Consider the following 26,508-nt stretch of genomic DNA (forward strand, 5'->3'; position numbering starts at 1 on the left):
TCCGGCCGACCGAGGCCGGCTGGGGGGTGCCGGCCCGTTTCCAGTACGCTCGTACTGCTTGAGCACGTGTCCCCCGAGAGGAGCGCCGGTCGATGGCGAAGATCAAGGTAAACAACCCGGTCGTGGAGCTCGACGGCGACGAGATGACCCGGATCATCTGGAAGCAGATCCGTGAGCAGCTGATCCTGCCCTACCTCGACGTCGACCTGCACTACTACGACCTCTCGATCCAGCACCGCGACGAGACGAACGACCAGGTCACCGTCGACGCCGCCAACGCCATCAAGGAGCACGGCGTCGGCGTCAAGTGCGCGACCATCACCCCGGACGAGGCCCGGGTGGAGGAGTTCGGCCTGAAGAAGATGTGGCGGTCGCCGAACGGCACCATCCGCAACATCCTCGGCGGCGTCGTCTTCCGCGAGCCGATCATCATGTCCAACGTGCCGCGGCTCGTCCCCGGCTGGACCAAGCCGATCATCATCGGCCGGCACGCCCACGGTGACCAGTACAAGGCCACCGACTTCGTCGTCCCCGGCCCCGGCAAGGTGACCGTCACCTACACCCCGGCCGACGGCTCCGCCCCGATGGAGATGGAGGTCGCCAACTTCCCCGGCGGCGGCATCGCCATGGGCATGTACAACTTCGACGAGTCGATCCGGGACTTCGCCCGGGCCTCGTTCCGGTACGGCCTGGACCGCAACTACCCGGTCTACCTGTCCACCAAGAACACCATCCTCAAGGCGTACGACGGCCGGTTCAAGGACATCTTCGCCGAGGTGTTCGAGAACGAGTTCAAGGCCGAGTTCGAGGCCGCCGGCATCACCTACGAGCACCGGCTGATCGACGACATGGTCGCCGCCGCGCTCAAGTGGGAGGGCGGCTACGTCTGGGCCTGCAAGAACTACGACGGTGACGTGCAGTCGGACACCGTCGCGCAGGGCTTCGGCTCCCTCGGCCTGATGACCTCGGTCCTGCTCTCCCCGGACGGCCGTACCGTCGAGGCCGAGGCCGCGCACGGCACGGTCACCCGGCACTACCGGCAGTGGCAGAAGGGCGAGAAGACGTCGACCAACCCGATCGCGTCGATCTACGCCTGGACCCGGGGCCTGGCCCACCGGGGCAAGCTGGACGGCACCCCGGCGGTCACCGAGTTCGCCAACACCCTGGAGCAGGTCATCGTGGACACCGTCGAGGGCGGCCAGATGACCAAGGACCTCTCGCTGCTCATCTCGCGGGACGCCCCGTGGCTGACCACCGACGAGTTCATGAACGCGCTCGACGAGAACCTGGCGCGCAAGCTCTCCGCCTGATCCTCGTACGCGTCACCGACCGAGCCCGCCGGCCTCCGCCGGCGGGCTCCGTCGTACCCGGGGCCCGGCCGTCGCGCGGTTCGCGGCGAGTCGCGGTGTCCGAGCGAGCGGATCGCGCGACACGCCGCAAACGGTGGCGATCAATCCGTGGCCGCAGCCCCCGACGTCACCGGGGTGGGCGTGGGTCGTTGAAGTGGGTGGACGTGATGCCAGTCTCGTCCAGGAAGGTTGACCGCGGTCGCCTCGCGGCACGAGTGCCGATCAGCCAACCTTCCCGGCTGTCGCGCACAGCCAGCCGTCCCTTCCCTGCGGGGGGCCCTGTCCCGGGCCCCCCGCGCCCTGTTCCCCGGGCGCTGCCGCACTCGCCGCCCGGACGCGGGCCGGGGTCAGGCGGCGCGGAGCAGCTCCGCGGCCCGCTCGGGCGCGATGTCGTTGATGAAGACGCCCATGCCGGACTCCGAGCCGGCCAGGTACTTCAGCTTGTCCTTGGCCCGCCGGATGCTGAACAGCTGAAGGTGCAGGTGACCCAGCTCCCGGTCGATCCGCACCGGCGCCTGGTGCCAGGCCGCGATGTACGGCATCGGCAGGTCGAAGAGCCCGTCGAAGCGGCGCAGCACGTCCAGGTAGAGCGGGCCGAACGCGTCCCGCTCGGCGTCGGTCAACGCCGGGATGTCGGGCACCGGCCGGTGCGGCGCCACGTGCACCTCGAACGGCCAGCGGGCCGCCGCCGGGACGTACGCCGTCCAGTGCTCGTTGCTGGTGACCACCCGGTCGCCGGCGGCCCGCTCGGCGGCGAGCACGTCGGCGTAGAGGTTGCCCCCGCCGGTGCGCTCGGCGTGCCGGCGGGCGGCGGCCAGCAGCGACCGGGTCCGCGGCGTGACGAAGGGGTACGCGTAGATCTGCCCGTGCGGGTGGTGCAGGGTCACCCCGATCTCCACGCCCCGGTTCTCGAAGCAGAACACCTGCTCGACGCCGGCCAGCTCGGCGAGGGCCACGGTCCGGTCGGCGAGCGCGTCCAGCACGGTGCGCACCCGGCGCGGCGGCAGGCCGGCGAACGAGGCGTTGTGGTCGTCGGTGAAGCAGACCACCTCGCAGCGGCCCCGGCCCGGGCGTACCGGGGTGAACGGGGTGATCTCGGCCGGCTCGTCGGCCACCCGCTGGCTCAGCGAGGGGAACCGGTTCTCGAACACGGCCACGTCGTAGTCGGGGGCCGGAATCTCGCTGAGCCGGTCGCCCCGGGTGGGGCAGAGCGGGCACTGGTCGGCCGGGGGGAGGAAGGTGCGGGTCTGCCGGTGCACCGCCACCGCCACCCACTCGTCGGTCAGCGGGTCGTACCGCAGCTGGGAGGCGGGCGGGGGAGGGGGCAGCTCGCGCCGGTCCGGCTGGTCGCGGACCGCGTCGTCCCGTTCGTCGAAGTAGATCAGCTCGCGGCCGTCCGCCAGTTCGATCGCCGTACGCTTCACCGCGCCGTCCTCTCCGTCGTCGCCCGGCCCGTGCTCGCCACGACCACCAGCTCTCCCACCTTCTCGTCCAGTACCCGGCGCGCCTCGGGAGCCAGCCGGTCGTCGGTGACCAGCACGTCGGCCGCGGTGAGGCCGACGATCGAGGAGATGCCCACGGTGCCCCACTTGGTGTGGTCGGCCAGCACCACCAACCGGTCGGCGGCGGCCACCAGGGCCCGGTCGGTCTCCGCCTCCATCAGGTTCGGCGTGGTGAAGCCGGCCCGCTCGGTGATCCCGTGTACGCCGAGGAAGAGCAGGTCCAGGTGCAGCGAGCGGATCGCCTCCACGGCAAGTGGGCCGACCAGCGCGTCGGACGGGGTGCGCACCCCACCGGTGAGCACCACGGTCTGGTCGGTGCGGCCCTGCGCGTGCAGGATCTCGGCCACCGGCAGCGAGTTGGTCACCACGGTCAGCCCGGGCACCTCGACCAGGCGGCGGGCCAGCTCGGCGGTGGTGGTGCCGGCCGACAGCGCGACCGCCGCGCCGGGGCGGACCAGCTCGGCGGCCCGGCCGGCGATGGCGGCCTTCTCCGCGAGCTGCCGCACCGACTTGGCGTGGAAGCCCGGCTCGTCGGTGGAGCTGGGGCCGGGGACGGTGGCGCCGCCGTGCACCTTGGCCAGCAGGCCCTGCTCGTGCAGCGTCTCCAGGTCACGTCGGATCGTCATGTCGGAGACGCCGAACTCCGCCGCCAGCTCGGTGACGCGGACGCCGCCGGTGGTGCGGACCCGGTCGAGGATGGCCGCCTGCCGCTGCCGCGCCAGCATCCGTCCGTACCTCCGGCTCCCGCGCACTCTCACACGCGCTCAAACGTGTTCCAACAAAGATGAACACTAGCGCGCAGGGGGCAGCGACGGAAGGTGACCCTGGCGGGAATCAGGCGGACTGGAGGCGGGGCTCCACCCAGCCGGTCTCGGTGAGGTGGTTCATCACCGACAGGACCGCCTCGTCGACGGTCAGGTCGGTGGTGTCGACCACGATCTCGGCGTCGGTCGGCTCCTCGTACGGGTCGTCGACGCCGGTCATCCCGGTGAGCAGGCCGGCCCGGGCCCGGGCGTACAGGCCCTTGCGGTCACGCCGCTCGCAGACCTCCAGCGGGGTGGCCACGTGGACCAGCACGAAACCGGCCCCGGCCGCCAGCGCCATCTCCCGGGCGGTCGCCCGCGCCTGGGCGTACGGGGCGATCGGGCAGCAGATGCCCACCCCCCGGTGCCGGGCGACCTCGGCGGCCACCCAGCCGATCCGGCGGACGTTGGCGTCCCGGTCCGCCCGGCTGAAACCGAGCCCCGCCGACAGTTCCCGGCGCACCACGTCGCCGTCGAGCAGGGTCACCGTCCGGTCGCCCTGCTCCCGCAGCACGTCCGCCAGCCCGCGGGCGATGGTCGACTTGCCGGAGCCGGACAGGCCGGTCAGGAAGACCACCAGGCCCCGGTGCCGCCGCGGCGGGCGGGCCCGACTCAGCTCCTTCGCCACCGCCGGCGGGGTGTGCCACTCGGGCAGCGGGAAGCCCCGGTCCAGCAGGTCGTCGATCTCCTCCTGGCGCAGCGCCAGCCGCCGGTTGCGCGGCGGGATGTCCTCCCGCCAGCGCCACTGCCCGTCCCGGTTGTCGTAGGCCAGCTCGCGGGGGACCAGCACCCGCAGGCCGGCGCCGGAGAGCATCTCGCCGGTGGAGAGCAGGTGGGTCACCCCGTACGCGGCGGAGATCCGGGCCCGCAGCAGGGCGTCGCCGATCTCGTCGCGACCGCGCGGCATCGGCACCGCGACCAGGGTCGCCGGGGGCATCCGGTCGCGGGCGGCGAAGACGCTGCGCACCAGGGCCTCCGGCGGCACGCCGCCGGAGCCGCCCTCACCCACCGGGATCATCACCAGCAGGTGGGCGCCCAGGGTACGGGCGGCGTGCGCGATCTGCGCCAGCTGCGGCCGGTGCAGGGGCCGGTCGGCGATCACGCCGAGCACCCGGCCCGGGGGCAGCAGCGCCCGAACCTCCTCCGGGTTGCGGCGCAGCCGCTGGAACGGGCCGTGCCCGCCGTCGCCGAGCCGGCGGACCGGGCCGCCCACCCCGGCCACGCCCTCGCGGGCCGCCCAGACGTCGGCGACCTCCAGCGCGGCGACCGGTGCGCCCTCGCCGTCGCTGAGCACCACCGTGCGGCGTCCCGGGTCGGTCGGGTCCAGCCCGGCGGCCAGCGCCGCCGGCACCTGGAGGGTCACCGGCACCGGCCACGGCGTGCCGTCGGCGAGCCGGCCGCGACGCTGCAGCGAGGCCAGGTCGGCGCGGGTCATGAAGCCGACCAGCGGCGCGTACGCCCCGGTCAGCAACAGCTCCAGATCGGCCAGCTCACCCGGGCGCGGCGTGTACGCCGGCGCGTCCCGAAGCACCTCGTCGGGCAGCACCCACCCGTTGCTCATCCGTACCCCTCACTCGCTGACCGGCACACAGTTTCGCAGCCGACCGGCGATCGGTCGAGAGCGCCACTCCACTGCCGCCCGGGCGGTTGGGAACGGCTCAACCGGTCGGGGTGAGCGGGGCGGCCCCGAACGAGACCGCGAACCGCTTGCACCAGATGGACACGCTGGTCAGCCCGGCCAGATCCGTGCCCGGCGGGATGTCGTACGCCTGGTCGCCACGGTTGCCCTTGAGCCGGCCCAGCTCGACCCACCGGCCGTCGTCGAAGACGTCCCAGCCGGCCCGGCCGGCGCGTACCGGCTGGTCGGTCAGCCAGACCCGCAGGTCGGGGCCGTTGGAGGTGGCCAGGCCCACCAGTTCCAGCCGGTGCCGCCCGTCGCCGGCGCGGACGACCCGGGCGGCGCCCGAGGTGTCGTGCTCGTGGGTGACGAACTCTCCCCGGCTGAGCAGCGTCGGCCCCGCCGGGGTCGGCGTCGGCCCGGTCGGTCCCGCGCCCCCCGTGGGCGTGGGACCGACCGACGGCGTGGCGGCCACGTCCACGTCGGACAGCCGCTCGGCGACCCGGGTGTCGGTGACCGCCTTCCAGGGCTGGAACCACCACAGCCCGACGGCCGCCCCGGCGGCGAGCACGACGACGACGGCCCAGGTCAGCGGAGTACGCAGCAGGCGAGTGACCACGTCGTCCAGTCTGCCGGGCCGGGCCGCCCCGGTCATCGCGCCGCCGGGTTACGAAACCCTTACCGGCCGCTCGCGCCCGAGGCGCGGAATCTGGCGTGTCCCCCGGACGGGTTCTCAGGGACGACCCCGGGCGATTCCTGATACCCCCACGGGCGTCGGCTTCCTACGCTGACGGGCGTGACACTCATAGCGACCGAGTCGCTGACCAAGACGTACGGGGGTCGGATCACCGCGTTGGCCGACCTGACCGTCGCGGTGGAGCCCGGGATCATCGGCCTGGTGGGCGCGAACGGCGCCGGCAAGTCGACCCTCATCAAGATCCTGCTGGGCCTGCTCGCCCCGACCAGCGGCCGGGTCTCCGTCCTCGGCCTCGACCCGACCACCGACCCGGCGGCCGTACGGGCCCGGGTGGGTTACATGCCCGAGCACGACGCGCTGCCGCCCGACCTCACCGCCGCCGAGCTGGTCACCCACCTCGGCCGGATCAGCGGCCTGCCCCGGACGACGGCCCGCGAGCGGGCGTCCGAGGCGCTGCGGCACGTCGGCCTCTACGAGGAGCGCTACCGGCCGGTCGGCGGCTACTCGACCGGCATGAAGCAGCGGGTCAAGCTGGCCCAGGCCCTGGTGCACGACCCGGACCTGCTGCTGCTCGACGAGCCGACCAACGGCCTCGACCCGGCCGGCCGGGACGACATGCTCGCGCTGGTGCACCGGATCGGCACCGAGTTCGGCATCTCCGTGCTGGTCTGCTCGCACCTGCTCGGCGAGGTGGAGCGGATCTGCGACACGCTGGTCGCCATCGACGGCGGGCGGCTGCTGCGGGCCGGCCCGATCGCCGCCATGACCTCCGCCACCGACGTGCTCGCCGTCGAGGTCAGCGAGGGTACGGAGGAACTGGCCACCCGGCTCGCCGCGCTCGACCTGCCGGTCAGCCGGGACGGGCGGATGCTGCTCGTCCCGCTCGCCGACGAGGCCACCTACGACCTGATCCTCGGCGCGGTCGCCGAGCTGGACCTGCCGCTGCACCGGCTCGACCAGCGGCGGCACCGGGTGGCCGAACTCTTCGCCACGAGGGAGCCCAGTCATGTCTGAGCCGACCGGCGTCATCCACGACATCGGCTACCAGCGCTACACCGGCCCCCGCCTCGGCCGCCGGCACGTCTTCGGCGCGCTCTACCTGCACGGTCTGCGGACCGCCTTCGGGCTGGGCCGCAGCGCCAAGGCCAAGATCTTCCCCTGGTTGGTGGTCGGCATCGTCACCCTGGTGGCCGCCGGCGCCACCGCGGTCCGCAGCCAGATCGGCGAGGTGGTGATGACGTACGCCCAGTTCGCCGACTCGATGAGCTGGCTGGTCATCTTCTTCGCCGCGGTGGCCGCGCCGGAACTGGTCTCCCGGGACCTGCGCAGCGGCGTGCTGCCGCTGTACTTCTCCCGGCCGCTGCCGCGCGGCGACTACGCCCTGGCGAAGCTGCTGGCCCTGGTCAGCGCGCTCTGGCTGCTGCTCGGCGCGCCGCAGCTGGTGATGTTCCTCGGCGCGGCGTTCACCACCGGCGACGGGATGCGCGGCGTCTGGAACGAGCTGCTCGACCTGCTGCCGGGGCTGCTCTACGCGGGCCTCTGGGCGGTCGTCTTCGCCTCGGTCGGCCTGCTGGTCGCCTCGCTCACCGGCAAGCGGGCGTTCGCGGCCGGCGGGATCGTGGCGGTCTTCCTGATGACCACCCCGATCGTCGGCACCCTGTCCATCCTGCCCTCCCGCACCGTCAACGAGCTGGCCGGACTCGGCTCGCCGTCGACCATCGTGCAGGGGGTCGGCATCTGGTCGCTGGGCGACCTGCTGGTCTCCGAGGACCAGGGTGGACCGGACATCGGCGGCTTCGGCCCGGTCTACGCCCTCGCCGCCATGCTGCTGGTCGCCGGCTGCGTCGCCCTGCTGCTGCTGCGATACCGGAAGGTGGCCGCCCGATGACCACGATCAGCGCCGATCCCACGGCGAGCGTCCCGACCACCGCCACCAGCACCCTCGACCTGGCCGGGGTGTCCCGCTGGTACGGCAACGTGGTGGCGGTCAACGACATCACCATGCGGCTGGGCCCCGGGGTCACCGGCCTGCTCGGCCCGAACGGCGCCGGCAAGACGACCCTGCTGCACATGATGGCCGGCTTCCTCGCCCCGTCCCGGGGCGCGGTGACCCTGGACGGCGAGCCGACCTGGCGCCACCCGGAGGTCTACCGCCGGCTCGGGCTGGTCAGCGAGCGGGAGGCGGTGCACACCTTCCTCACCGCGTACGAGTTCGTGCTGGCCAGCGCGAAGCTGCACCGGCTGCCCGACCCGGCGGCGGCAGCCCGACGGGCGATCGCCCTGGTCGAGCTGGAGGGGGCCCAGGACCGGCGGATCGGGACGTACTCGAAGGGCATGCGGCAGCGCGCCCGGGTCGCCGCGGCGCTGGTGCACGACCCGCAGGTGCTGCTGCTCGACGAGCCGTTCAACGGGATGGACCCGCGCCAGCGGCTGCACATGATGGGGCTGCTGCACTCCCTCGGCGACGCGGGCCGGACGATCCTGTTCAGCTCGCACATCCTGGAGGAGGTCGAGCAGGTCTCCGGCACCGTGCAGGTGATGGTGGCCGGCCGGCTCGCCGCCTCCGGGGACTTCCGGACCATTCGCCGGCTGATGACCAACCGGCCGCACGTGTTCACCGTCCGCTCCACCGACGACCGGGGGTTGGCGGTCGCGCTGATGGCCGAGCCCTCGGTCACCGGCGTCGAGCTGGACCGCACCGGCCTGACCGTCAAGGCCGGCGACTACGGCGCCTTCACCCGGGCGCTGCCGAAGATCGCGCTGGCCCACGGCGTCCGGGTCCGGCAGTTGCTGCCCGAGGACGAGTCCCTGGAGAGCGTCTTCTCCTACCTGGTGGAGGCCTGATGTCGACCGTTTCCTGGATCACCGCGCGCGGGCTGTTCGGCCGGCGTCGCTTCCTGATCCTGCTGCCGTTGCCGCTCCTGCTGCTCGGGCTGGCGATGCTCTGCCGGTCGCTCGGGGTCCAGCCGGGTGACTGGGGGCCGCCGGTGCTGGTCGGCCTCGGCCTGGCCGTGGTGCTGCCGGTGGTCGCCCTGATCGTGGGCACCGGCGTGCTGGGCGCCGAGATCGACGACGGCACCGTGGTGCACATCCTCACCAAGCCGCTGCCGCGCTGGCAGATCGTGCTGCCGAAGCTGGCGGTGGCCGCCGTGGTCAGCGCGACCACCGTCGCCGTGCCGCTCTTCGTCGCGGGCGTGCTCGCCGATTCGGTACGCCTCGGGCTGGCCCTCGCCGCCGCCTCGGCGCTCGGCGCGCTGGCGTACTCGGCGCTGTTCCTGGCGCTGAGCCTGCTCACCCGGCGGCCGGTCCTGCTCGGGCTGGTCTACGTGCTGATCTGGGAGGGGCTGCTGGGCAACTTCGTCAGCGGCACGAAGGTGCTCTCGGTCCAGCAGTGGGTGGTCGCCATGGCCGACCGGATGGCCCCCACCGACCTGCTGTCGGCCACCGTCTCCGTCCCCGTCGCGGCGGTGCTGACCGGCGTCGTCGCGGTCGGCTTCACCGTCCTGGCGATCGACCGCCTCCGCTCCTTCTCCATGGCCGGCGAAACCAGCTGACCGCCCGCACCGCCCCGCCCCGCCGAAGCGAAGCGGGGCGGGGCGGTGGGGGTTAGAAGGCGCAGGCGATGACGAGTTCGGGGGTGCGGTCGGGGAGCAGGTCGAGTTTGGCGATGCGGCCGGCGGCGCGGAGGTCGTCGGCGATGAGGGTGAGCTGCTCCAGCAGGGCGGCGGGGCCGAGCGCCTCGGCCAGCGGCACCTCCGCCTTCATCGACAGCTTCCGTTCCGACTTGGCCCGGCGCACCTGGCCGAGCGCGTCCCCGGCCAGCCGCAGCAGGTGCGGGTCGGCGGTGCCCTCGACCGCCCGCCCCACCTCGTAGGTGGTCGGCCAGGTGGCCCGGTGCACCGAGCCGTACCGCCACCAGGACCAGACCTCCTCGGCCACGTACGGCAGCACCGGGGCGAAGAGCCGCAACTGCACCGACAGCGCGGTGGCCAGCGCCGCCCGTGCCGACTCGGCACCCGGCCCGGAGCCGTAGGCGCGCTCCTTCACCAACTCGATGTAGTCGTCGCAGAACCGCCAGAAGAACGCCTCGGTGACCTGGAGCGCCGCCGTGTGGTCGTACGAGTCGAAGGCGGAGGTCGCGGCGGCGACCACGCCGGAGAGTTCGGCGAGCATGGCGGTGTCCAGCGGCGCGGTCGCCGGGGCGCGCAACGCGTCCGCGGCGCCCAGCCCCAGGGCGAACCGGGAGGCGTTGAGCAGTTTGGTGGCGAGCCGCCGGCCCACCTTGATCTGCGCCGGGTCGAAGGCCAGGTCCATGCCGGGCTTGCCGTTGGCCGCCCAGTACCGCACCGCGTCGGAGCCGTGCTGCTCCAGCAGCGCCATCGGGGTGACCACGTTCCCCTTGGACTTGGACATCTTCTTCCGGTCCGGGTCGAGGATCCAGCCGGAGAGCACCGCGTCCCGCCAGGGCAGCACGCCGTGCTCCAGGTGGGCACGGACCACAGTGGAGAAGAGCCAGGTCCGGATGATCTCCTGCCCCTGCGGGCGCAGGTCCATCGGGAAGACCCGGCTGAACAGGTCCGGGTCGGTCTCCCACCCGCCGACGATCTGCGGGGTCAGCGAGGAGGTCGCCCAGGTGTCCAGCACGTCCGGGTCGCCGACGAAGCCACCCGGCAGCCCGCGCTGCGACTCCTCGAAACCGGGCGCCGGATCGCTGGACGGATCGACCGGCAACATCGCCTCGTCCGGTGTGAGAGGGTGGGACAAGTCCGGCTCGCCAACGTCGTCGAGCCGGTACCACACCGGCACCGGCACCCCGAAGAAGCGCTGCCGACTGACCAGCCAGTCACCGGTCAGCCCGCCCACCCAGTGGTCGTACCGGTGCTTCATGTGCTCCGGCACCCAGCGCAGCTCGCCGCCCCGGGCCAGCAGCTGCTCCCGCAGGCCGGCGTCCCGCCCGCCGTTGCGCAGGTACCACTGGCGGGTCGAGACGATCTCCAGTGGCCGGTCGCCGCGCTCGTAGAACTTCACCGGGTGGGTGATCGCGCGCGGCTCGCCGACCAGGTCACCGGCGTCGGCCAGCAGCTGCACCATGGTCCGCCGGGCCCCGTTGACGGTCTGCCCGGCCAGGGCGGCGTACGGCTCGGCCGGCACCCCGTGCGGCGGCTCCGGCAGCAGCCGGCCGTCCCGGCCGATCACCACCCGGGTGTCCAGCTGCAGCTCCCGCCACCAGGTCACGTCCGTCAGGTCGCCGAAGGTGCAGACCATGGCGATGCCGGTGCCCTTGGCCGGGTCCGCCACCGGATGCGCGCGCACCGGCACCTCGACCGCGAAGACCGGGCTACGCACCGAGCTGCCCACCAGGTCCGCGTATCGCTCGTCGTCGGGGTGGCAGACCAGCGCCACACAGGCCGGCAGCAGCTCCGGGCGGGTGGTGTCGATCAGCACCTCGCGCCCGCCCGGCCCGGTGAACCGGAGCCGGTGGTACGCCCCGGGCCGCTCCCGGTCCTCCAGCTCCGCCTGGGCCACCGCGGTGGCGAAGCCGACGTCCCAGAGCGTCGGCGCCTCCGCCTGGTACGCCTCGCCCCGGGCCAGGTTGCGCAGGAACGCCCGCTGGCTCGTCGCCCGCGCCACCCGCCCGATCGTCGTGTACGTCAGCGACCAGTCCACCGACAGCCCGAGCCGCCGCCACAGCGCCTCGAAGACCTGCTCGTCGGCGGCGGTCAGCCGCTCGCACAGTGCCACGAAGTTGCGCCGGTCGATCGGTGTCGGGTCCTTGCGCCGCTCCTCGCTCACCGGCGTCGCCGGCGGTTGCCAGTGCGGGTCGTACGGCAGCGACGGGTCGCAGCGCACCCCGTAGACGTTCTGCACCCGGCGCTCGGTGGGCAGGCCGTTGTCGTCCCAGCCCATCGGGTAGAAGACCGTCCGGCCGCGCATCCGCTGGAAGCGGGCCACCATGTCGGTGTGCGTGTACGAGAAGACGTGCCCCATGTGCAGCTCGCCCGATACGGTCGGCGGCGGGGTGTCGATCGCGTACACGTCCGACCGCTCCTTCGAGCGGTCGAACGCGTACGTGCCCTCCTCCTGCCAGTGGCGCGCCCAGGTCTCCTCGAGCCCGTCCAGGGTCGGACGCTCGGGGACGCCGGCGCGGGCCGTCCTCGCCGTATCAGTCATCGGTCGATCGTAGGCAGCCCACGTCGCCCTGCCCACGGCTTATCCGGGGTGTCGCCTAACGGTTCGAGGAGCCGATCGGGTTGAGCAGCGGGCCGCGGGTGGCGAGCTGGATGCCGAGGCCGGTGTTGGCGTTCACCCGGTCCAGGATGGTGGAGACCGGCATGTAGTAGTTCTGCTCGTTCGGGTTCGTGCAGGCGCCGCTGCCCGGGTCCCCGTCGTTCAGGATGCCGAGCGCCCGGCCGTCCGACTCGGTGAAGAGCGGGCCGCCGCTGTCACCGGGGCGGGCGCAGACCCGCACGTTGATACGGCCGTTGGTCTTGCTGGTGACCGTGCCGCAGCGGGTACCCGGAACGTAACCCTCGCCCGCCCCCGAGTCGACGTACACCTCGCCCGCCTTGGGGGTGTAGGCCGAGCCGGTCGCGCAGACGACCCAGCCGACCTGCACCGCGCTGTAGGGGGTGTACCCGGTGATCTTCACGTCGCGGCTGCCCTTGGTGGCGCAGGCCGGGTTGTCCGTCACGCACCAGTAGTTGACCAGGCTGGCCTGGTCGCCGCCGCTCCGCCGCGGGTACGCCCACCGGTCGATCGCGCCGTTCTGGTACGGGATCACCGCGTAGTCGTAGGTAGTGTTGTTCTCGGCGAGCACCGGGCTGGTGGACTCCACGCCGACCGGCACCTTCGGTCCGAGGAACTGGTGCCAGGTCCGGTCGAGCTCTGTGTGCCGCCCGCCGACCACGCAGTGCCCGGCGGTCAGCACGTAGTACCGCCCGGACCGCGCCCGCAGGTTGAAGCCGCTGGTGCAGCCGCCGACCGTGTCGTCGTCGCGGGGCACGTCCAGCCGGATGCCGCCGCGCATCGGCGCCTGGGCGCAGTAGCGCGGGTCGCACGGCGCCTTCTCGATCGAGGGCGGGAGCTGCCGGGTCCGGGCCGGCACCCCGGCGGACTCGAGCGCGCCGGCCAGTCGGGCGTCGTCCGCCGCGACCGCGCCGCCGGTGAGGACCAGGACCTCGTTGGCCTGCTCGTCGACCACCACGTCGGTGCCCGCGGTCGCACCGAGCGCGCCGGCCACGCGGGTCGCCGCCTCGGTGAGCTCGCGCAGCGAGTGGCGCACCGGGACGACCTTCACGTGGGCGGCGTCCGGCACCCCGGTGACCGCCTTCGCGACCGGGGCCGGGTCGGTGGCCGCGATGGTGAGGACGCCGCCGCCGGCCTGGTCCAGCCACATGCCGGCGTACTCGGCGGGGTACCTCGCGGCGAGGGTGGCCGCGAGCGGCGCGGAAAGTTCCTGGAGAGCGACCCGGCGGGCCGCCTCGTCCTGGCTGACCCGGTAGCGGTCGCTCAGGTAGGCCACCGAGGCCGGCGCGTCCTTCGCCACCTCCCCGGCGGGCCGCCCGACCGCGGTGACCGGTCGGGCGTCCGACGTGGAGCGCGTCGCCCCGGCTCGACTGCCGATGCCGCTGTCCGCGCTGGGCGGCGTGTCCGCCGGGGCGGCACCGGCCGTCGCCGACAGGTCGCCGGCCGCCGAGACGGCGGTCGGTGTGGCACCGGCGTCGCCCTCCCTGGTCAGCGCGACCGTCGCCGCGCCCACCGTGCTGATCACCAATGCCGCCGCGACAACCACTCGTCGTCGGATCCGCACGCCGCAACCTCCCCGTGTGTTCGGCTGTGCCTGACCGGTCCCACCGGGCGTCGCCCTCGGGCGATCGCCGGGCCGATCGACGCCCGGCAGTCTAGCCGGGGGACGGGTCCCCGGGTTGCCCGCGTCGTCGCGACAGCGCCCGGGGACCGGCGGTTCAGACCAGCGAGTCGCGCCACTGCCGGTGCAGGGCGGCGTACCGGCCACCGGCGGCGGCGAGCCGCGCGGGCGGTCCGTCCTCCACCACCCGACCCCCGTCGAGGACCAGCACCCGGTCGGCGGTCTCGACCGTGGAGAGCCGGTGCGCGATCACCAGCGCGGTGCGGTCGCGCAGCACGGTGGCGAGCGCCCGCTGCACCAGCCGCTCGGTCGGCACGTCCAGCGACGAGGTCGCCTCGTCGAGGATCAGCACCCGCGGGTCGGCCAGGAACGCCCGGGCGAACGCGACGAGCTGCCGCTGCCCGGCGGAGAGCCGGCCGCCGCGCCGGTGCACCTCGGTGGCGTACCCGTCTCCGAGCGCGGCGATGAAGTCGTGCGCGCCGATCGCCCGCGCGGCGGCCTGCACCGCCGCGTCGTCGGCGCCGGGGCGGCCGAACCGGATGTTCTCCGCCACCGTGTCGCTGAACAGGTGGTTCTCCTGGGTCACCAGCACCACCGCGCGGCGCAGTTCCGGGTCGGCCAGGTCGCGCAGGTCGATCCCGTCCAGCTCGACGGCGCCGCTGTCCGGGTCGTGAAAGCGGGCCAGCAGCTTGGCGACGGTGGACTTGCCCGCCCCGGTCGGCCCGATCAGCGCGACCGTCTGCCCGGCCGGCACCCGCAGGTCCAGCCCGACCAGGATCGGCGTGCCCGGCCGGTAGCCGAAGGAGACCGACCGGAACGCCACCGCCCCGCGCCCCGGCCCGGTGGGCAGCGGCACCGGCTGTGCCGGTTCGGGTACGCCGGGCCGCTCGTCGAGCACCCCGGCCAGCTTCTCCAGCGCCGCCGTCGCCGACTGCAACGAGTTGTAGAACTGGCTCAGCTCCTGCATCGGCTCGAAGAAGCGGCGCAGGTAGAGCAGGAAGGCGGCGAGCACCCCCACCTCCGTCGCGCCGCCGAGCACCCGCCAGCCGCCGTACCCGAGCACCACCGCGACGGTGACGTTGCCGATCACCTTGATCCCCGGCGAGTAGGTGGCGATCAGCCGGAACGCCCGCAGGTTGGCCCGCCGGTACCCGTCGTTGACCGCCCCGAAGATCTGCTGGTTGCGCGGTTCCCGCCGGTACGCCTGCACGGCGCGGATGCCCCGCAGCGACTCCACGAAGTGCACGATGACCAGCGCCACCGCCTCCCGGCTGCGCCGGTACGCGTCGGCGGACGCGCGGGCGAACCAGCGCGACAGCAGGTAGAGGAACGGGAAGGCGAGCAGGGTGACCGCGGCCAGCGGCAGGTCCAGCCAGAGCAGGATGGCGGCCACGGAGAGCACCGACAGTGCGGCGGTCACCAGGCTGTCGATGCCGCCGTCGACCAGCTCGGCGATGGACTCCAGGTCGCTGGTCAGCCGGGACACCACCCGGCCGGAGGTGTAGCGCTCGTGGAAGCCGACGGAGAGGCGCAGGAAGTGCCCGTACACCCGCCGGCGCAGCTCCAGCAGGACGGCCTGGCCGATCCGCGCGGAGAGGGTGAGGAAGCCGCGCCGGGCCGCGTACTCGGTCACGGCCGCGACCACGAAGGCGCCGGCGACGGCGGCCAGCGGGCGCGCGTCGCCGGCCCGCAGCGGCGCGATGGCCCGGTCGATGCCGAGCATGACCAGGTACGGCCCGGACATGGCGGCCGCGTTCTGCGCCAGCAGCAGGCCCACCGCCAGGCCCAGCCGGCCCCGGTGCGGGCGCAGCAGCTCGCCCAGCAGCGCCCGGCTGCGGGCGCGCAGGTGGGCCACCGCCTCGGGTGCGGTGTCCTCGGCGCGGCTGCGGTCGGCGTCCGGGTCGGTGGCCAACCCCCGCCAGCGGGACTCCTCGGGTGGCTCGGCCCGCTGCCGGGGCAGCCGGAGTGTCATGAGTGCACCAGACCGGGCGCGGAGTTCGGCTCCGCGGAGAGCACCGCCCGGTACGCCGGCACGGTGGCGAGCAGCTCGGAGTGCCGCCCCACCGCGACGATCCGGCCCCCGTCGAGCAGCGCCACCCGGTCGGCCAGCGCGACGGTCGACGGGCGGTGCACCACCAGCAGCGCGGTGGTGTCCCGCAGCACCCGTCTCAGCGCCGCCTCGACCAGCGCCTCGGTGTGCACGTCGAGGGCGGAGAGCGGGTCGTCCAGCACGAGCAGCGCGGGCCGGCCGAGCACCGCCCGGGCCAGCGCGAGCCGTTGCCGCTGCCCGCCGGAGAGCGACAGTCCCTGCTCGCCGACCCGGGTCGCCAGCCCCCACGGCAGGTCGTACGCGAACTCGGCCTGGGCCAGCGCCAGCGCGGCCCGGACCTCCTCCTCGTCGGCGTCGGGGCGGCCCAGGGTGAGGTTCTCCCAGACCGACATGGAGAACAACGTCGGCTCCTCGAAGGCCACCCCGACCAGCCGGCGCAGCGAGGCCAGCCGCAGGTCGCGCAGGTCGTGCCCGTCCAGCGTGATCCGCCCGCCGGTCACCTCGTGCAGCCGGGGCACCAGGGAGAGCAGCGTGCTCTTGCCGGTGCCGGTGGCGCCCACCAGCGCCAGCGTCTCGCCCGGCTCCACGGTCAGCTCGACCTCCCGCAGCACCGGCTCGGGCGCGCCGGGATAGCGGAACGAGACGCCCTCGAAGCGCAGCCGGCCCCGCACCGCCGCCGGGGCGAGCGTGACCGCGTGTGGAGCGTCCACGATGGACGGCGACGTGTCCAGCACCTCCTGGATCCGGTCGGCCGCGGTCGCCGCCTCCTGGGCGTTCGCGATGATCCAGCCCAGCGACTGCACCGGCCAGATCAGCATCAGTTGCAGACTGACGAAGGCGACCAGCTCGCCGATGGTGAGGGTGCCCCGGGCGGCGAGCGCCGCCCCGCAGACCAGCACCACGCCCAGGGTCAGGTTGGGCACCAGGTCGAACAGCGCGGAGGTACGGGCCAGCAGCCGGGCCTTGTCGACGCCGGTGTCGTGCAGCGCCCGGGCCCGCTCGCCGAACCGGGCGACCAGTTCCGGCCCCCGCCCGTACGCCTTCATCGTGCGCAGGCCCTGCGCGGTCTCCTCGACCAGGGTGGCCACGTCGCCCTGCTGGTCCTGCATCCGTCGGGACGCGGCGTGGTAGTGCCGGGCGAACCGTCGACTGATCAGGAACAGCGGCACCGCGCTGGCCGCCACCAGCAGGCCCAGCGGGCCGTGCAGCCGAAACAGCAGGGCCACCACCGCGAGGTAGGTGATCAGGTTGAGCACCAGGAAGAGCAGGCCGAAGGAGAGGAACCGGCGGATCACCGACAGGTCGCTGGTGATCCGGGAGAGCAGCTGGCCGGACTGCCACCGGTCGTGGAAGCCCGCCGGGAGCCGTTGCAGGTGGGCGTAGAGGTCGGCGCGGATCGCCGACTCCATGCCCACCGAGGAGGAAGACTGGGTCCACCGCCGGATGAAAATCAGCACCGCCTCGGCGAGCCCGAGCAGCAGGGCCAGGCCGCCGAGGCGGAGCAGCCCGTCGGCGTCGTGCCGGGCGATCGGGCCGTCGACCACCCGCTGCACCACCAGCGGCACCGCCAGGCTGGCCGCGGTGGCGGCCAGCGCCGCGAGCAGCAGCCAGCAGTACTCGCCCGCGTACGGGCGCAGGTAGGGGCCCAGTCGCCGGAGGTTGTGCAGCGGGCGCGGCCGGGCGTCCACCCGGTGGGTCGGGTCGCCGTCGCGCTGCGCGGGCACTACCCGACGGTAGCGTCAGATGACGGCCTCACCGCTGTCAGCTTGCCGTCACTCGCCGCTCATGACCGAGCAGCCATTCCTTCACGTCCAGCCCCCAGCGGTAGCCGCCGAGCGTCCCGTCGGTGCGCAGCACCCGGTGGCAGGGGACGAAGAGGGCGGCGGCGTTGCGGGCGCAGGCGGCGGCCGCCGCCCGTACGGCGGCCGGCCGGCCGGCCAGCCCGGCGAACCCGGTGTACGTCACCGGATCGCCCGGCTTCACCTCGCGCAGCACCTCCCAGGCGTGGGTCATGAACGCCCCGCCGCTGTGCTGCCGCACCGGCACCCCGTCGATGGCGGTCAGGTCACCGTCCAGGTAGGACCGGACGGCGACGGTGACGGGGCCGAGGTCGGTGCGGTGCCGCAGCGCCCCGCGCAGGCTCGGGTGCACCAGCGGGAGCAGGTTCTCCGGGGCCGGGGTGAAGCCGGCCGCCCGGACGGCCCCGTCCGGGCCGGCCAGGACGCTCAGCGGGCCGGCGGGAGTGTCGATGACGGTGCTGTCGATGCTCATGCTGCTCTCCAGAGTCGGATCACCGCGTACGAGCGCCAGGGGCGCCAGCGTTCGGCGTGGGTGTCGAGGGTCTTCGGGTCGATGGGCAGGCCGAGGGCGGCGGCGCCCCGGCCTACCGCGAGGTCGGTGGGGAGCAGGACGTCCGGGTCGCCGAGGGCGCGCATGGCCACGTAGCCGGCGGTCCACGGCCCGATCCCGGGCACGGCGGTCAGCCGCCGGACCACCTCCTCCCGGTCCCCGCCCGGGTCGAGGTCGATCTCGCCGGAGGCGACGGCCCGGGCCAGCGCCCGCACCGTCTCCCGCCGCCCCGCCGGCATCCCGAACGCCGAGTCCGGCAACCCCGCCACCTCCTCCGCCCGAAGAAACCCCCGCAGCCCGCCCGCCGTGCCCGCGCCGTGATCATGAAGTTGTTGTCGCGACACGCCGTCGTCGGGGGCAACAACTTCATGATCACCGGGGATGGTCAGGGGGCGGGCGGCCTGGAGGAGGCGGGTGAGGGTGGTGCGGGCGGAGCGGACGGAGACCTGCTGGCCGACCACGGCGCGCAGGGCCGCCTCGAATCCGTCCACCGCGCGGGGCAGGCGGATGCCGGGCTCGGCCGCCACCGCGGCGGCCAGGGCCGGATCGGCGGCGAGGGTCTCGTCGATGGCCTGCGGGTCCGCGTCGAGGTCGAGCAGGCGGCGGCAGCGGGCCACCGCGGGGGCCAGGTCGCGCATGTCGGCCAGGCGCAGGGTCGCCGAGACGTGGCCGGCCGCCGGGGTCAGCGTCACCTCCGCGGCGCCGTGCGGCAGTCGCAACCCCCGGCGGTACGTCCCGTCGCGTACCTCCTCCACGCCCGGCAGCGCGCGGAGCGCGAGGAAGTCCAGCAGCGCGGCGGCGTGCAGCGGTGGCCGGTACGCCAGCCGCAGCGTGATCGTCCCCGCGCCGCCCGCCACCGGCCGGCCGCCCCGCGCCACCCGCAGCTCCGACGGGGCGGTGCCGAAGACCTCGCGGACCGTGTCGTTGAACTGCCGGACGCTGCCGAACCCGGCCGCGAAGGCGATCTCCGCCATGCCCAGCCCGGTCGTCTCGATCAGGGTGCGGGCGGTCTGCGCCCGCTGGGCCCGGGCCAGCGCCAGCGGGCCGGCGCCCAGCTCGGCGCGGAGCATCCGGTGCAGGTGCCGCTCGGTGTAGCCGAGCCGGGTGGCCAGCCCCGGTACGCCGTCCCGGTCGACCACCCCGTCGGCGATCAGCCGGACGGCGCGGCCCACCACGTCGGCCCGGACGTCCCACTGCGGCGAGCCGGGCGCCGCGTCCGGGCGGCAGCGGCGGCAGGCACGCAGTCCGGCGCCCTGCGCAGCGGCGGCCGACGGGAAGAACCGGACGTTCTGCCGCTTCGGCGTCATCGCCGGGCAGGACGGCCGGCAGTAGATCCCGGTCGACGTCACGCCGGTGTAGAACCAGCCGTCGAAGCGCTGGTCACGGCTGTCCACGGCCCGGTAGCACCGTTCGAAGTCCAACTCCACGCCACCGATGATGCCCGCTGGTCAGGCCGATGGCTCGCGGGAATCGGACCTGGGCGTGGCGACGCCCGACACCCCGGCCGGGAGTCGGCCGGGGCGCCTGGCGCATCCCGTTCGCGCCCCGGCGCAGGTGCGACCGGGAGCGCCCTCGCGGGTCAGCGCGGGGACGGGGCGGGGCCCGGCGTCCGGGTGCCGATCGGGCTCGGCACCCCCGGCGGCCGGGGCGCGCCGGGGTGCGCCGGGCTGGCCGCCGGCGGTTCCGACGGCACGACTCTGGCGGGGCTGGGGACGCCCGGCGGCGGGGGCGTCTGCGGAGCGGTCGGGCTGGGCAGCGGGGGTCGGGGCGCGGGGGTCGGGTCGGAGCTGGGGGAGGGGACCGGCTCGGCCGAGCGCGGCGACGGGGTCGGGGCGGTGGGGGCGGCCGGGCGGGGGGCGTCCGAGCCGGCCTGGGCGATGGCGAGCGGGGCGGCGATCAGGACGGCGGCGAGCGTGCCCACCGCGCCCATGGTCACCGTGGCGCGGCGTCGGGTCCGGGCTCGTCGTTCCGCCGGCGGAAACTGGTCCTGCACTGTCGGGGCCTCCTCGGCTAGGTCGGTCAGGGTGTCGCGGATCAGGTCTTCGAGGGGGGACGTCATCGCCGTACCTCCAGGAGTTCGACATCCGGCAGGAGCTCGCGCAGCCGGGAGACGGCGCGATGGGTACGGCTGCGGACGGTGCCGACCGAGCAGCCCAGCACCTGGGCCACCTGGGTCTCGGTGAGGTCCTCGTAGTAGCGCAGGACCACCACGGTCCGCTGCGCCGGCGGCAGGTGCCGCAGCGCCGCCCGCATGGCCAGCCGCAGGTCGGTGCCGCCGCTGGGATCGGCGGCGGGCACCTCGTGCGCGCCGGTGAGCAGCGACTCCCGGTACCGGCGCAGCCGCCGCCACCAGCTCACCTGCTCCCGGTACATGACCGTGCGCAGGTAGCCCTCGGGGTCGGCGTTGCGCAGCGTCCGCCAGCGCGGGATCGTCCGCGCCAGCGCCGACTGGACCAGATCCTCCGCCGCGTGCCGGTCGCCGGTGAGCAGGTACGCGACCCGCATCAGCGCCGGCGTACGGCTCGCCACGAACTCGGCCAGCCGGGCCCGTTCGTCCCCGTCCACGCATCCTCCCCGGTCCGCTCCTACCGATACAGACGCCGCAGCTCGGGCCAGCTATCCGTTGCGGGGCAAGGAATCTGACGCGAGAAATTGTCGGTAGTGGTCGGTACGGTCCGGCCACCAACTCAAGAAGGGTGCGGGGGCGATGGCGAGCGTGGCCGGCCGGGGTGCCCGCTGATGCGGTCGGGGCGGGCACGGCTCGACCGCGCGGTGGTGCAGGGCTTCTACGACCGGATGCGGGCGGTGGCGCCGGCGGCGTACGGGGCGATCGAGCGGGACCGGGTCGGTGAGCCGGGGCGCCCCTTCGGGGAGACGGCGTGCGGCCGGCTCGCCGCGTCGCTGGATCCAGCCGGCGTGCGGGCGCTGGGCATGTGGGCGCACCACTGGTGCATGCGCTTCTACGACGACGACACCCGCCCGGGGCTGCGGCTGGTCCGCGAGATCGCCGGCCGGCGCGGGCTGGGCTGGACGGCCGACGAGGTGCGCTGGATGCTCGGCGAGTCGTACGCGGCCGGCCCGTCCGCCGCGCACCGGTTCACCCTGCCGCTGGCCGCGGCGGCCGAGCTGCCCGCCGGGGCGCTGCCGGAGGCCGACGCCCTCGGGGCGGACTGGCGCCTGGCCGGCTGACCCGCCCCGCCGAGGCGGCCGACGGGTCCGGGCGCCGCGCCACCGGGGCGGGCGGGCAGTTGCGCCACCACCATCGCCGCCACCGCCAGCGCGAAGCCGGTGAGCGCGGTCGGGCTCAGCGCCTGGTCCAGCACGATCCAGCCCAGCGCCGCGGCGGTCAGCGGGCTCAGCGCGCCGAGCACGGAGACCTGCGTCAACGGCAGCCGCGCCGCGCCCCGGAACCACAGCACGTACGCCAGCGCGGTGCCGACCAGCCCGAGCCAGGCGTACCCGAGCAGGGCCGGGCCGTCCGGGGCCGGCGGCGCGCCCTCGACCGCGACGGCGACCGGCGTGACCAGCAGGCCGCCGGCGGTGAGCTGCCAGCTCGTCGCGGCCAGGGTGCTGATTCCGGCCGGGCGGCCCCAGCGGCGGGTGAGCACCAGCCCGGTGGCCATCGCGGCGGTGCCGGCCAGGCCGGCGGCCACGCCGAGCGGGTCGGTGCCGGCATCCGGCCGGAGCACGACCAGCGCGACGCCCAGCGGGGCGGCCACGGCGGCCAGCAGGGCGAGCCGGTGCGGCCGGTCCCGCAGCACCAGCACGGTGAGGCCGGCGACGAGCAGCGGCTGGGCGGCGCCGAGCACGGCGGCGGTGCCGCCCGGCAGCCGGTACGCCGCGAGGAAGAGCAGCGGGAAGAACGCGCCGATGTTCAGCGCCCCGAGCAGGGCGGCCCGCCACCACCAGGAGCCGTGCGGCCGGCGACGGGTCAGCGCGAGCAGCAGCAGCCCGGCGGGCAGGGCCCGCAGCGCGCCGGACCAGAGCGGCCGGTCCGGCGGCAGCAGCTCGGAGGTGACCAGGTAGGTGGTGCCCCAGACGGTGGGCGCGAGGGCGGTCAACGCGATGTCGGTGCGGCGACGGCTCATCGGGCACTCGATTCTCTTTGCAGTAAGTAGCTTAGTGCTAAGCTAATCACCCGTGAGCGAAAAGCGGAAGGGCGACGTGGGGCACAATCCGGGGGTGACCGACCGGGACGACGTCGACCTCATCGTCGAGCAGTGGCGCCGCGAGCGCGCCGGGATGCGGCCCGAGCCGATGGCGGTCTTCGGCCGGATCTACCGGCTGGCCCGGATCGTCGGCGACGCGCAGGAGCGGGTCTACGCCGACTGGGGCATCGGCCGTGGCGAGTTCGACGTGCTGGCCGCGCTGCGCCGCAGCGGCGAGCCGTACACGCTGGCGCCGAAGGAACTGACCGCCGCGCTGATGCTCACCTCCGGCGGGATGACCGGCCGGCTCGACCGGCTGGAACGGGCAGGGCTGGTCCGCCGCGGGCCCGACCCCGCCGACCGGCGCGGGCTGCGGGTCACGCTGACCGACGCCGGCCGCCGGGCGGTCGAGGAGGCCGCCGAGGCGGGGCTGGCGGTGCAGCGGAGGATCCTCGACGCCCTGCCCCCGGCGGACCAGACCCGCCTGGGTGACCTGCTGCGCGCGCTGCTCGCCGCCGCCGAGGCGGGCTGACCAGGTACGACGGCCGGGCCGGCCATGACGCAGGATGAGGCCGTCACCCCGCCCGACGGAAGGATCATCCGTGCCCGCCAGCGAACCCACCATCGTCGCGACCAGCATGGGCTTCAGCAGCCGGGACCGCGGCCCCTGGGACGCGAAGCCCGGGCCGGTCTTCGACCTGATGGCCGAGCTGGCCGGGGCCGACGAGCCGAAGATCTGCTACCTCAACCAGGCGGTCGGCGACCAGCCCACCGCGTTCACCGTTTTCTACGGCGCCTTCGCCGGCACCCGGTTCCGCCCCTCCCACCTGGCGCTGTTCCCGATGCCGACGGTCGACGACATCCGGGACCACCTGCTCGCCCAGGACATCATCTGGGTCGGTGGCGGCAGCGTCGCCAACCTCTGCGCCGTCTGGCGGGTGCACGGCCTGCCGAAGATCCTGCGTGAGTGCTGGGAAGCCGGCGTGGTGCTCGGCGGCGTCTCCGCCGGTTCGATCTGCTGGCACGTCGGCGGTGCCACCGACAGCTTCGGCCGCACGCTGCGCGCCTTCACCGACGGCCTCGGGTGGCTGCCGTACGGCAACGGGGTGCACTACGACAGCGAGGAGCAGCGCCGCCCGCTGATGCACCGGCTGGTCGGCGACGGCACCCTGCCGGTCAGCCACTGCACCGACGACGGGGTGGGGCTGGTCTACCGGGGTACCCGGCTGGCCGAGGCGGTCGCCGACCGCGAGGGCGTCGCCGCGTACGAGCTGACCCCGGACGGCGCGGGCGGCGCCCGGGAGACCCGGATCGAACCCCGGCTGCTCACCGCCTGAGCGCCGGTCGCCGGCCCCTTCGGGTACGCGGACGGTGGGGGCCCGGTTCAGCCCGTCTCGGCCCGCCCGGGGCGGTGCCGGAGCGCGGCGTCGAAGACCTGGGCCAGCTCGGCCGCGTCCTCCCCGGCGTGGTGGGTGTGCGGCACGTCGGTCAGGCCCAGCTCGTGCTTGATGATCCCCTTGCGGGTCCGCACCCACTCGCAGCCGGTCCGCCCCATCCACCAGCTACGCAGGTCCACGCCGGAGCCGGTCGCGCCGAACGGGCTGCGGCCGGTGAACCGGACGAAGTACCAGTGCACGAACATGCCGTCCCAGACGGCGGGCGCGGCCAGGAAGACCGGCCGGCCGATCCGGCGCAGCCCGTTGACCCAGCTCGCGGCGGCGGCCATCGCGTCCTCGGCGGTCGGCGCCTCCCGCAGCAGCCGGTCCCGGTCGAGCCCGGAGACCGCGAGGGCGGCCGGCACGAACTCCTCGGAGATCGGCTTCAGCTCGGTGTAGAAGGTGAGATCGGGTCGCCCGGCCACCGCCATGCCCAGCGAGATCATGCTGTACGGGCCGGGGATCGGGCCGTCCGCCTCGACGTCCACCGCCACGTACAGCTCCGGCAGCCGCTCGTCCGCCCCGCTCGTCATCCGGGCAGGCTAGCAACGCTGTTGGCGTACCCGGGACGTCTTTTCCCCCGGCTGGTGGGCCTACCTGCCGGGTGTCGGCGGACACCGGCGTAAGCTGGCTCGTCGTGAGTCTCTCCATCGGCATCGTCGGCCTGCCCAACGTCGGCAAGAGCACCCTGTTCAACGCGCTCACCAAGAACGACGTGCTCGCCGCGAACTACCCGTTCGCCACGATCGAGCCCAACGTCGGCGTCGTCGGGCTGCCGGACGAGCGGCTGGCCACGCTCGCGGAGATCTTCGCCTCGCAGAAGGTGCTGCCGGCGCCGGTGTCGTTCGTCGACATCGCCGGCCTGGTGCGGGGCGCCTCCAAGGGGCAGGGCCGGGGCAACGCCTTCCTGGCCAACATCCGCGACGCCTCGGCGATCTGCCAGGTGGTGCGCGCGTTCTCCGACCCGAACGTGGTGCACGTCGACGGGAAGATCTCCCCGGCCGACGACATCGAGACGATCAACACCGAGCTGATCCTCGCCGACCTCCAGACCCTGGAGAAGGCGCTGCCGCGGCTGGAGAAGGAGGCCAAGCTCCGCAAGGACCGGGCCGCCGCGGTCGCCGCCGCCAAGGCCGCCGTCGACGTGCTCGACGGCGGTACCACGCTCTACGCCGGCGCCGCCGCCGCGAAGATCGAGCTGGAGCACCTGCGCGAGCTGCACCTGCTCACCACCAAGCCCTTCCTGTACGTCTTCAACGTCGACGAGGCCGAGCTGGCCAACGCCGAGTTCCTCGACGAGCTGCGCGCGCTGGTCGCGCCCGCCGAGGCGGTCTTCATGGACGCGAAGATCGAGTCCGAACTGGTGGACCTGCCCGAGGAGGAGGCCCGCGAGCTGCTGGAGTCGATCGGGCAGAACGAGCCCGGCCTCAACCAGCTCGTCCGGGTCGGCTTCCGCACGCTCGGGCTCCAGACGTACCTGACGGCGGGCCCCAAGGAGGCGCGCGCCTGGACCGTCCCGGTCGGCGCGACCGCGCCGGAGGCCGCGGGCGTCATCCACAGCGACTTCCAGCGCGGCTTCATCAAGGCCGAGGTCGTCTCCTACGCCGACCTGGTCGAGGCCGGATCGATGGCGGCGGCCAAGGCCGCCGGCAAGGTCCGGATCGAGGGCAAGGAGTACGTCATGCAGGACGGCGACGTGGTGGAGTTCCGCTTCAACGTCTGAATCCGGCCCGCTCCGGCGTCACCGGCGAGTCTTCGGCTCGATGCGCACCTTGACTGCGGCGCGAACTGCCATTCGATCCGAACCGTCCGGGTGGCGTGGTCGACGATCAGGTGGCTGGAGACGGCGAACGGCTATTTCCATGTGCGACGGGCTCCCCGACCTGCGTAGGAAGGGGGCATGGCCAACGAGGTGACCGTTCCGCTGCTGCCCTGCGCCTCCATCGACGACATGGTCGATTTTTACGAGGTTCTCGGTTTTCGTACGACCTACCGGCAGCGCAAGCCCAACCCGTACGTGGCATTGCAGCGTGAAGACCTGCACCTTCACTTCTTCGAGATCGCCGGCTTCGACCCGGAGCAGTCCTACGGCTCCTGCCTGGTTCTGACCTCGGACATCGAAGGACTGCACCGGGCGTTCGCCGCAGGCATGCGGGCCACGTACGGGAAGGTTCTGGTGTCCGGAACGCCGCGCATGACCCGGCCTCGGGCGCGGAAGAACTCTGACGGGGTGAGCGGGTTCAGCGTCATCGACCCCGGCGGCAACTGGATCCGCGTCGTCCACCAGGCCGCCGCCCCTGAACCCACGCCAGCGGGGCGCCTGGCCAAGGCTCTGGCGAACGCTGTCGTGCAGGCCGATTCCAGGGGCGATGTCCGGCAGGCCGTCCGGATCCTCGACAGCGCACTGGCCCGCCCCCAGGCCGGGGACGATCCGGTCGCACAGATAGAGGTCCTCGTGTACCGCGCCGAACTCGCGGTGGTGCTGCACGACCTTGATACCGCGACCGAGATGCTGGCCCGTGTCGAACGCGTCGTGCTGAACGCGGATGAATCAGAACGGGCGGCCTCTGCGTTCCAGAACGCCGCCGAACTCGCGGCGACGCTCAGGTGATTCGGCAACGCAGGCGAGTTTCGCCTGCCAGTCAACCTTCGGGCTGTACCCGTCGTCCTTGGTGTGGACGGAAGGAGA

23 protein-coding genes and 1 pseudogene are annotated in these 26,508 nt (G+C 74.0%); 10 read left to right on the forward strand and 14 right to left on the reverse strand.

Features of this window, described 5'->3' with window-relative positions; genetic code table 11:
• Positions 1-92: 92 nt before the first annotated feature.
• A complete protein-coding gene (locus ACTMTB_RS03520) occupies positions 93-1,310 on the forward strand; it encodes an NADP-dependent isocitrate dehydrogenase (RefSeq protein WP_441142402.1) in 1,218 nt (405 codons plus the stop codon).
• 386 nt (positions 1,311-1,696) lie between these two features.
• Here ACTMTB_RS03520 and galT read toward each other — a convergent pair whose 3' ends face one another.
• The 4 genes from galT to ACTMTB_RS03540 form a co-directional block, all read right to left on the reverse strand.
• Complete coding sequence (galT, locus tag ACTMTB_RS03525) at positions 1,697-2,773, reverse strand: galactose-1-phosphate uridylyltransferase (protein ID WP_441142403.1); 1,077 nt, start codon at positions 2,771-2,773, stop codon at positions 1,697-1,699.
• A complete protein-coding gene (locus tag ACTMTB_RS03530; RefSeq protein WP_441142404.1) occupies positions 2,770-3,576 on the reverse strand; it encodes a DeoR/GlpR family DNA-binding transcription regulator in 807 nt (268 codons plus the stop codon). Before ACTMTB_RS03530 ends, galT begins: the two co-directional genes overlap by 4 nt.
• A 109-nt stretch (positions 3,577-3,685) precedes the next feature.
• Complete coding sequence (gene cysC, locus ACTMTB_RS03535) at positions 3,686-5,215, reverse strand: adenylyl-sulfate kinase (protein WP_441142405.1); 1,530 nt, start codon at positions 5,213-5,215, stop codon at positions 3,686-3,688.
• A 97-nt stretch (positions 5,216-5,312) separates the two neighbouring features.
• Positions 5,313-5,891: a DM13 domain-containing protein gene (locus ACTMTB_RS03540; RefSeq protein WP_441142406.1), complete on the reverse strand. Its 579-nt coding sequence runs from the start codon at positions 5,889-5,891 to the stop codon at positions 5,313-5,315.
• A 177-nt stretch (positions 5,892-6,068) separates the two neighbouring features.
• Between ACTMTB_RS03540 and ACTMTB_RS03545 the strand changes: the two genes are divergently transcribed.
• Genes ACTMTB_RS03545 through ACTMTB_RS03560 form a run of 4 tightly spaced genes read left to right on the forward strand, consistent with a single transcriptional unit; the run spans position 6,069 to position 9,523 of the window.
• Positions 6,069-6,983, forward strand: a complete 915-nt coding sequence (locus ACTMTB_RS03545; RefSeq protein WP_210779485.1) for an ABC transporter ATP-binding protein — start codon at positions 6,069-6,071, stop codon at positions 6,981-6,983.
• Positions 6,976-7,857 (forward strand): ABC transporter permease, encoded by an 882-nt coding sequence (locus tag ACTMTB_RS03550; RefSeq protein ID WP_441142407.1) that lies wholly within the window; start codon positions 6,976-6,978, stop codon positions 7,855-7,857. The genes ACTMTB_RS03545 and ACTMTB_RS03550 overlap by 8 nt, the downstream gene beginning before the upstream one ends.
• The gene (locus tag ACTMTB_RS03555; RefSeq protein ID WP_441142408.1) at positions 7,854-8,813 is read left to right on the forward strand and encodes an ABC transporter ATP-binding protein; all 960 of its coding nucleotides are present in this window, start codon (positions 7,854-7,856) and stop codon (positions 8,811-8,813) included. The genes ACTMTB_RS03550 and ACTMTB_RS03555 overlap by 4 nt, the downstream gene beginning before the upstream one ends.
• Positions 8,813-9,523, forward strand: coding sequence for an ABC transporter permease subunit (locus ACTMTB_RS03560; protein WP_441142409.1), 711 nt, complete (start codon positions 8,813-8,815; stop codon positions 9,521-9,523). The genes ACTMTB_RS03555 and ACTMTB_RS03560 overlap by 1 nt, the downstream gene beginning before the upstream one ends.
• A gap of 52 nt (positions 9,524-9,575) precedes the next feature.
• Here ACTMTB_RS03560 and valS read toward each other — a convergent pair whose 3' ends face one another.
• The 8 genes from valS to ACTMTB_RS03600 all read right to left on the reverse strand — a co-directional run bounded on the left by valS (position 9,576) and on the right by ACTMTB_RS03600 (position 20,800).
• The gene (valS, locus tag ACTMTB_RS03565) at positions 9,576-12,140 is read right to left on the reverse strand and encodes a valine--tRNA ligase (protein WP_441142410.1); all 2,565 of its coding nucleotides are present in this window, start codon (positions 12,138-12,140) and stop codon (positions 9,576-9,578) included.
• 55 nt (positions 12,141-12,195) lie between these two features.
• Entirely contained in the window at positions 12,196-13,740 is a 1,545-nt protein-coding gene (locus tag ACTMTB_RS03570; RefSeq protein WP_441142411.1) for a trypsin-like serine protease, read from the reverse strand.
• Positions 13,741-13,933: 193 nt separating this feature from the next.
• Entirely contained in the window at positions 13,934-15,808 is a 1,875-nt protein-coding gene (locus ACTMTB_RS03575) for an ABC transporter ATP-binding protein (protein WP_441142412.1), read from the reverse strand.
• A complete protein-coding gene (locus ACTMTB_RS03580; RefSeq protein WP_441142413.1) occupies positions 15,805-17,610 on the reverse strand; it encodes an ABC transporter ATP-binding protein in 1,806 nt (601 codons plus the stop codon). Before ACTMTB_RS03580 ends, ACTMTB_RS03575 begins: the two co-directional genes overlap by 4 nt.
• Positions 17,611-17,647: 37 nt before the next feature.
• A complete protein-coding gene (locus ACTMTB_RS03585) occupies positions 17,648-18,157 on the reverse strand; it encodes a methylated-DNA--[protein]-cysteine S-methyltransferase (protein ID WP_441142414.1) in 510 nt (169 codons plus the stop codon).
• On the reverse strand, positions 18,154-19,662 hold the full coding sequence (locus ACTMTB_RS03590; RefSeq protein ID WP_441142415.1) for a DNA-3-methyladenine glycosylase 2 family protein: 1,509 nt from the start codon (positions 19,660-19,662) through the stop codon (positions 18,154-18,156). Before ACTMTB_RS03590 ends, ACTMTB_RS03585 begins: the two co-directional genes overlap by 4 nt.
• 152 nt (positions 19,663-19,814) lie before the next feature.
• Positions 19,815-20,294 carry a hypothetical protein gene (locus ACTMTB_RS03595; protein ID WP_441142416.1) on the reverse strand — a complete coding sequence of 160 codons (480 nt, stop codon included), beginning with the start codon at positions 20,292-20,294 and terminating at the stop codon, positions 19,815-19,817.
• Entirely contained in the window at positions 20,291-20,800 is a 510-nt protein-coding gene (locus ACTMTB_RS03600; RefSeq protein ID WP_441142417.1) for a SigE family RNA polymerase sigma factor, read from the reverse strand. The genes ACTMTB_RS03595 and ACTMTB_RS03600 overlap by 4 nt, the downstream gene beginning before the upstream one ends.
• Positions 20,801-20,974: 174 nt before the next feature.
• Here ACTMTB_RS03600 and ACTMTB_RS03605 point away from each other — a divergent pair, with 174 nt between their 5' ends.
• The gene (locus ACTMTB_RS03605; RefSeq protein WP_257028147.1) at positions 20,975-21,424 is read left to right on the forward strand and encodes a hypothetical protein; all 450 of its coding nucleotides are present in this window, start codon (positions 20,975-20,977) and stop codon (positions 21,422-21,424) included.
• A gap of 77 nt (positions 21,425-21,501) precedes the next feature.
• Here ACTMTB_RS03605 and ACTMTB_RS03610 read toward each other — a convergent pair.
• Positions 21,502-22,323: pseudogene (locus ACTMTB_RS03610) on the reverse strand (EamA family transporter); the annotation flags it as partial.
• A gap of 52 nt (positions 22,324-22,375) precedes the next feature.
• On the opposite strand from ACTMTB_RS03610, the gene ACTMTB_RS03615 reads away from it, so the two are divergent.
• Both ACTMTB_RS03615 and ACTMTB_RS03620 read left to right on the forward strand, forming a co-directional pair.
• Complete coding sequence (locus tag ACTMTB_RS03615; RefSeq protein ID WP_441142418.1) at positions 22,376-22,915, forward strand: MarR family winged helix-turn-helix transcriptional regulator; 540 nt, start codon at positions 22,376-22,378, stop codon at positions 22,913-22,915.
• A 70-nt stretch (positions 22,916-22,985) separates the two neighbouring features.
• Positions 22,986-23,720 carry a Type 1 glutamine amidotransferase-like domain-containing protein gene (locus ACTMTB_RS03620; RefSeq protein ID WP_441142419.1) on the forward strand — a complete coding sequence of 245 codons (735 nt, stop codon included), beginning with the start codon at positions 22,986-22,988 and terminating at the stop codon, positions 23,718-23,720.
• A 47-nt stretch (positions 23,721-23,767) separates the two neighbouring features.
• Here ACTMTB_RS03620 and ACTMTB_RS03625 read toward each other — a convergent pair whose 3' ends face one another.
• On the reverse strand, positions 23,768-24,352 hold the full coding sequence (locus ACTMTB_RS03625) for an exonuclease (protein WP_441142420.1): 585 nt from the start codon (positions 24,350-24,352) through the stop codon (positions 23,768-23,770).
• A 104-nt stretch (positions 24,353-24,456) separates the two neighbouring features.
• Here ACTMTB_RS03625 and ychF point away from each other — a divergent pair, with 104 nt between their 5' ends.
• Positions 24,457-25,542, forward strand: a complete 1,086-nt coding sequence (ychF, locus tag ACTMTB_RS03630; protein WP_441142421.1) for a redox-regulated ATPase YchF — start codon at positions 24,457-24,459, stop codon at positions 25,540-25,542.
• 177 nt (positions 25,543-25,719) lie between these two features.
• Complete coding sequence (locus tag ACTMTB_RS03635; protein ID WP_441142422.1) at positions 25,720-26,430, forward strand: VOC family protein; 711 nt, start codon at positions 25,720-25,722, stop codon at positions 26,428-26,430.
• Positions 26,431-26,508: the final 78 nt, after the last annotated feature.

It is taken from the genome of Micromonospora sp. L32, assembly GCF_052068055.1.
Lineage (GTDB): Bacteria > Actinomycetota > Actinomycetes > Mycobacteriales > Micromonosporaceae > Micromonospora > Micromonospora purpureochromogenes.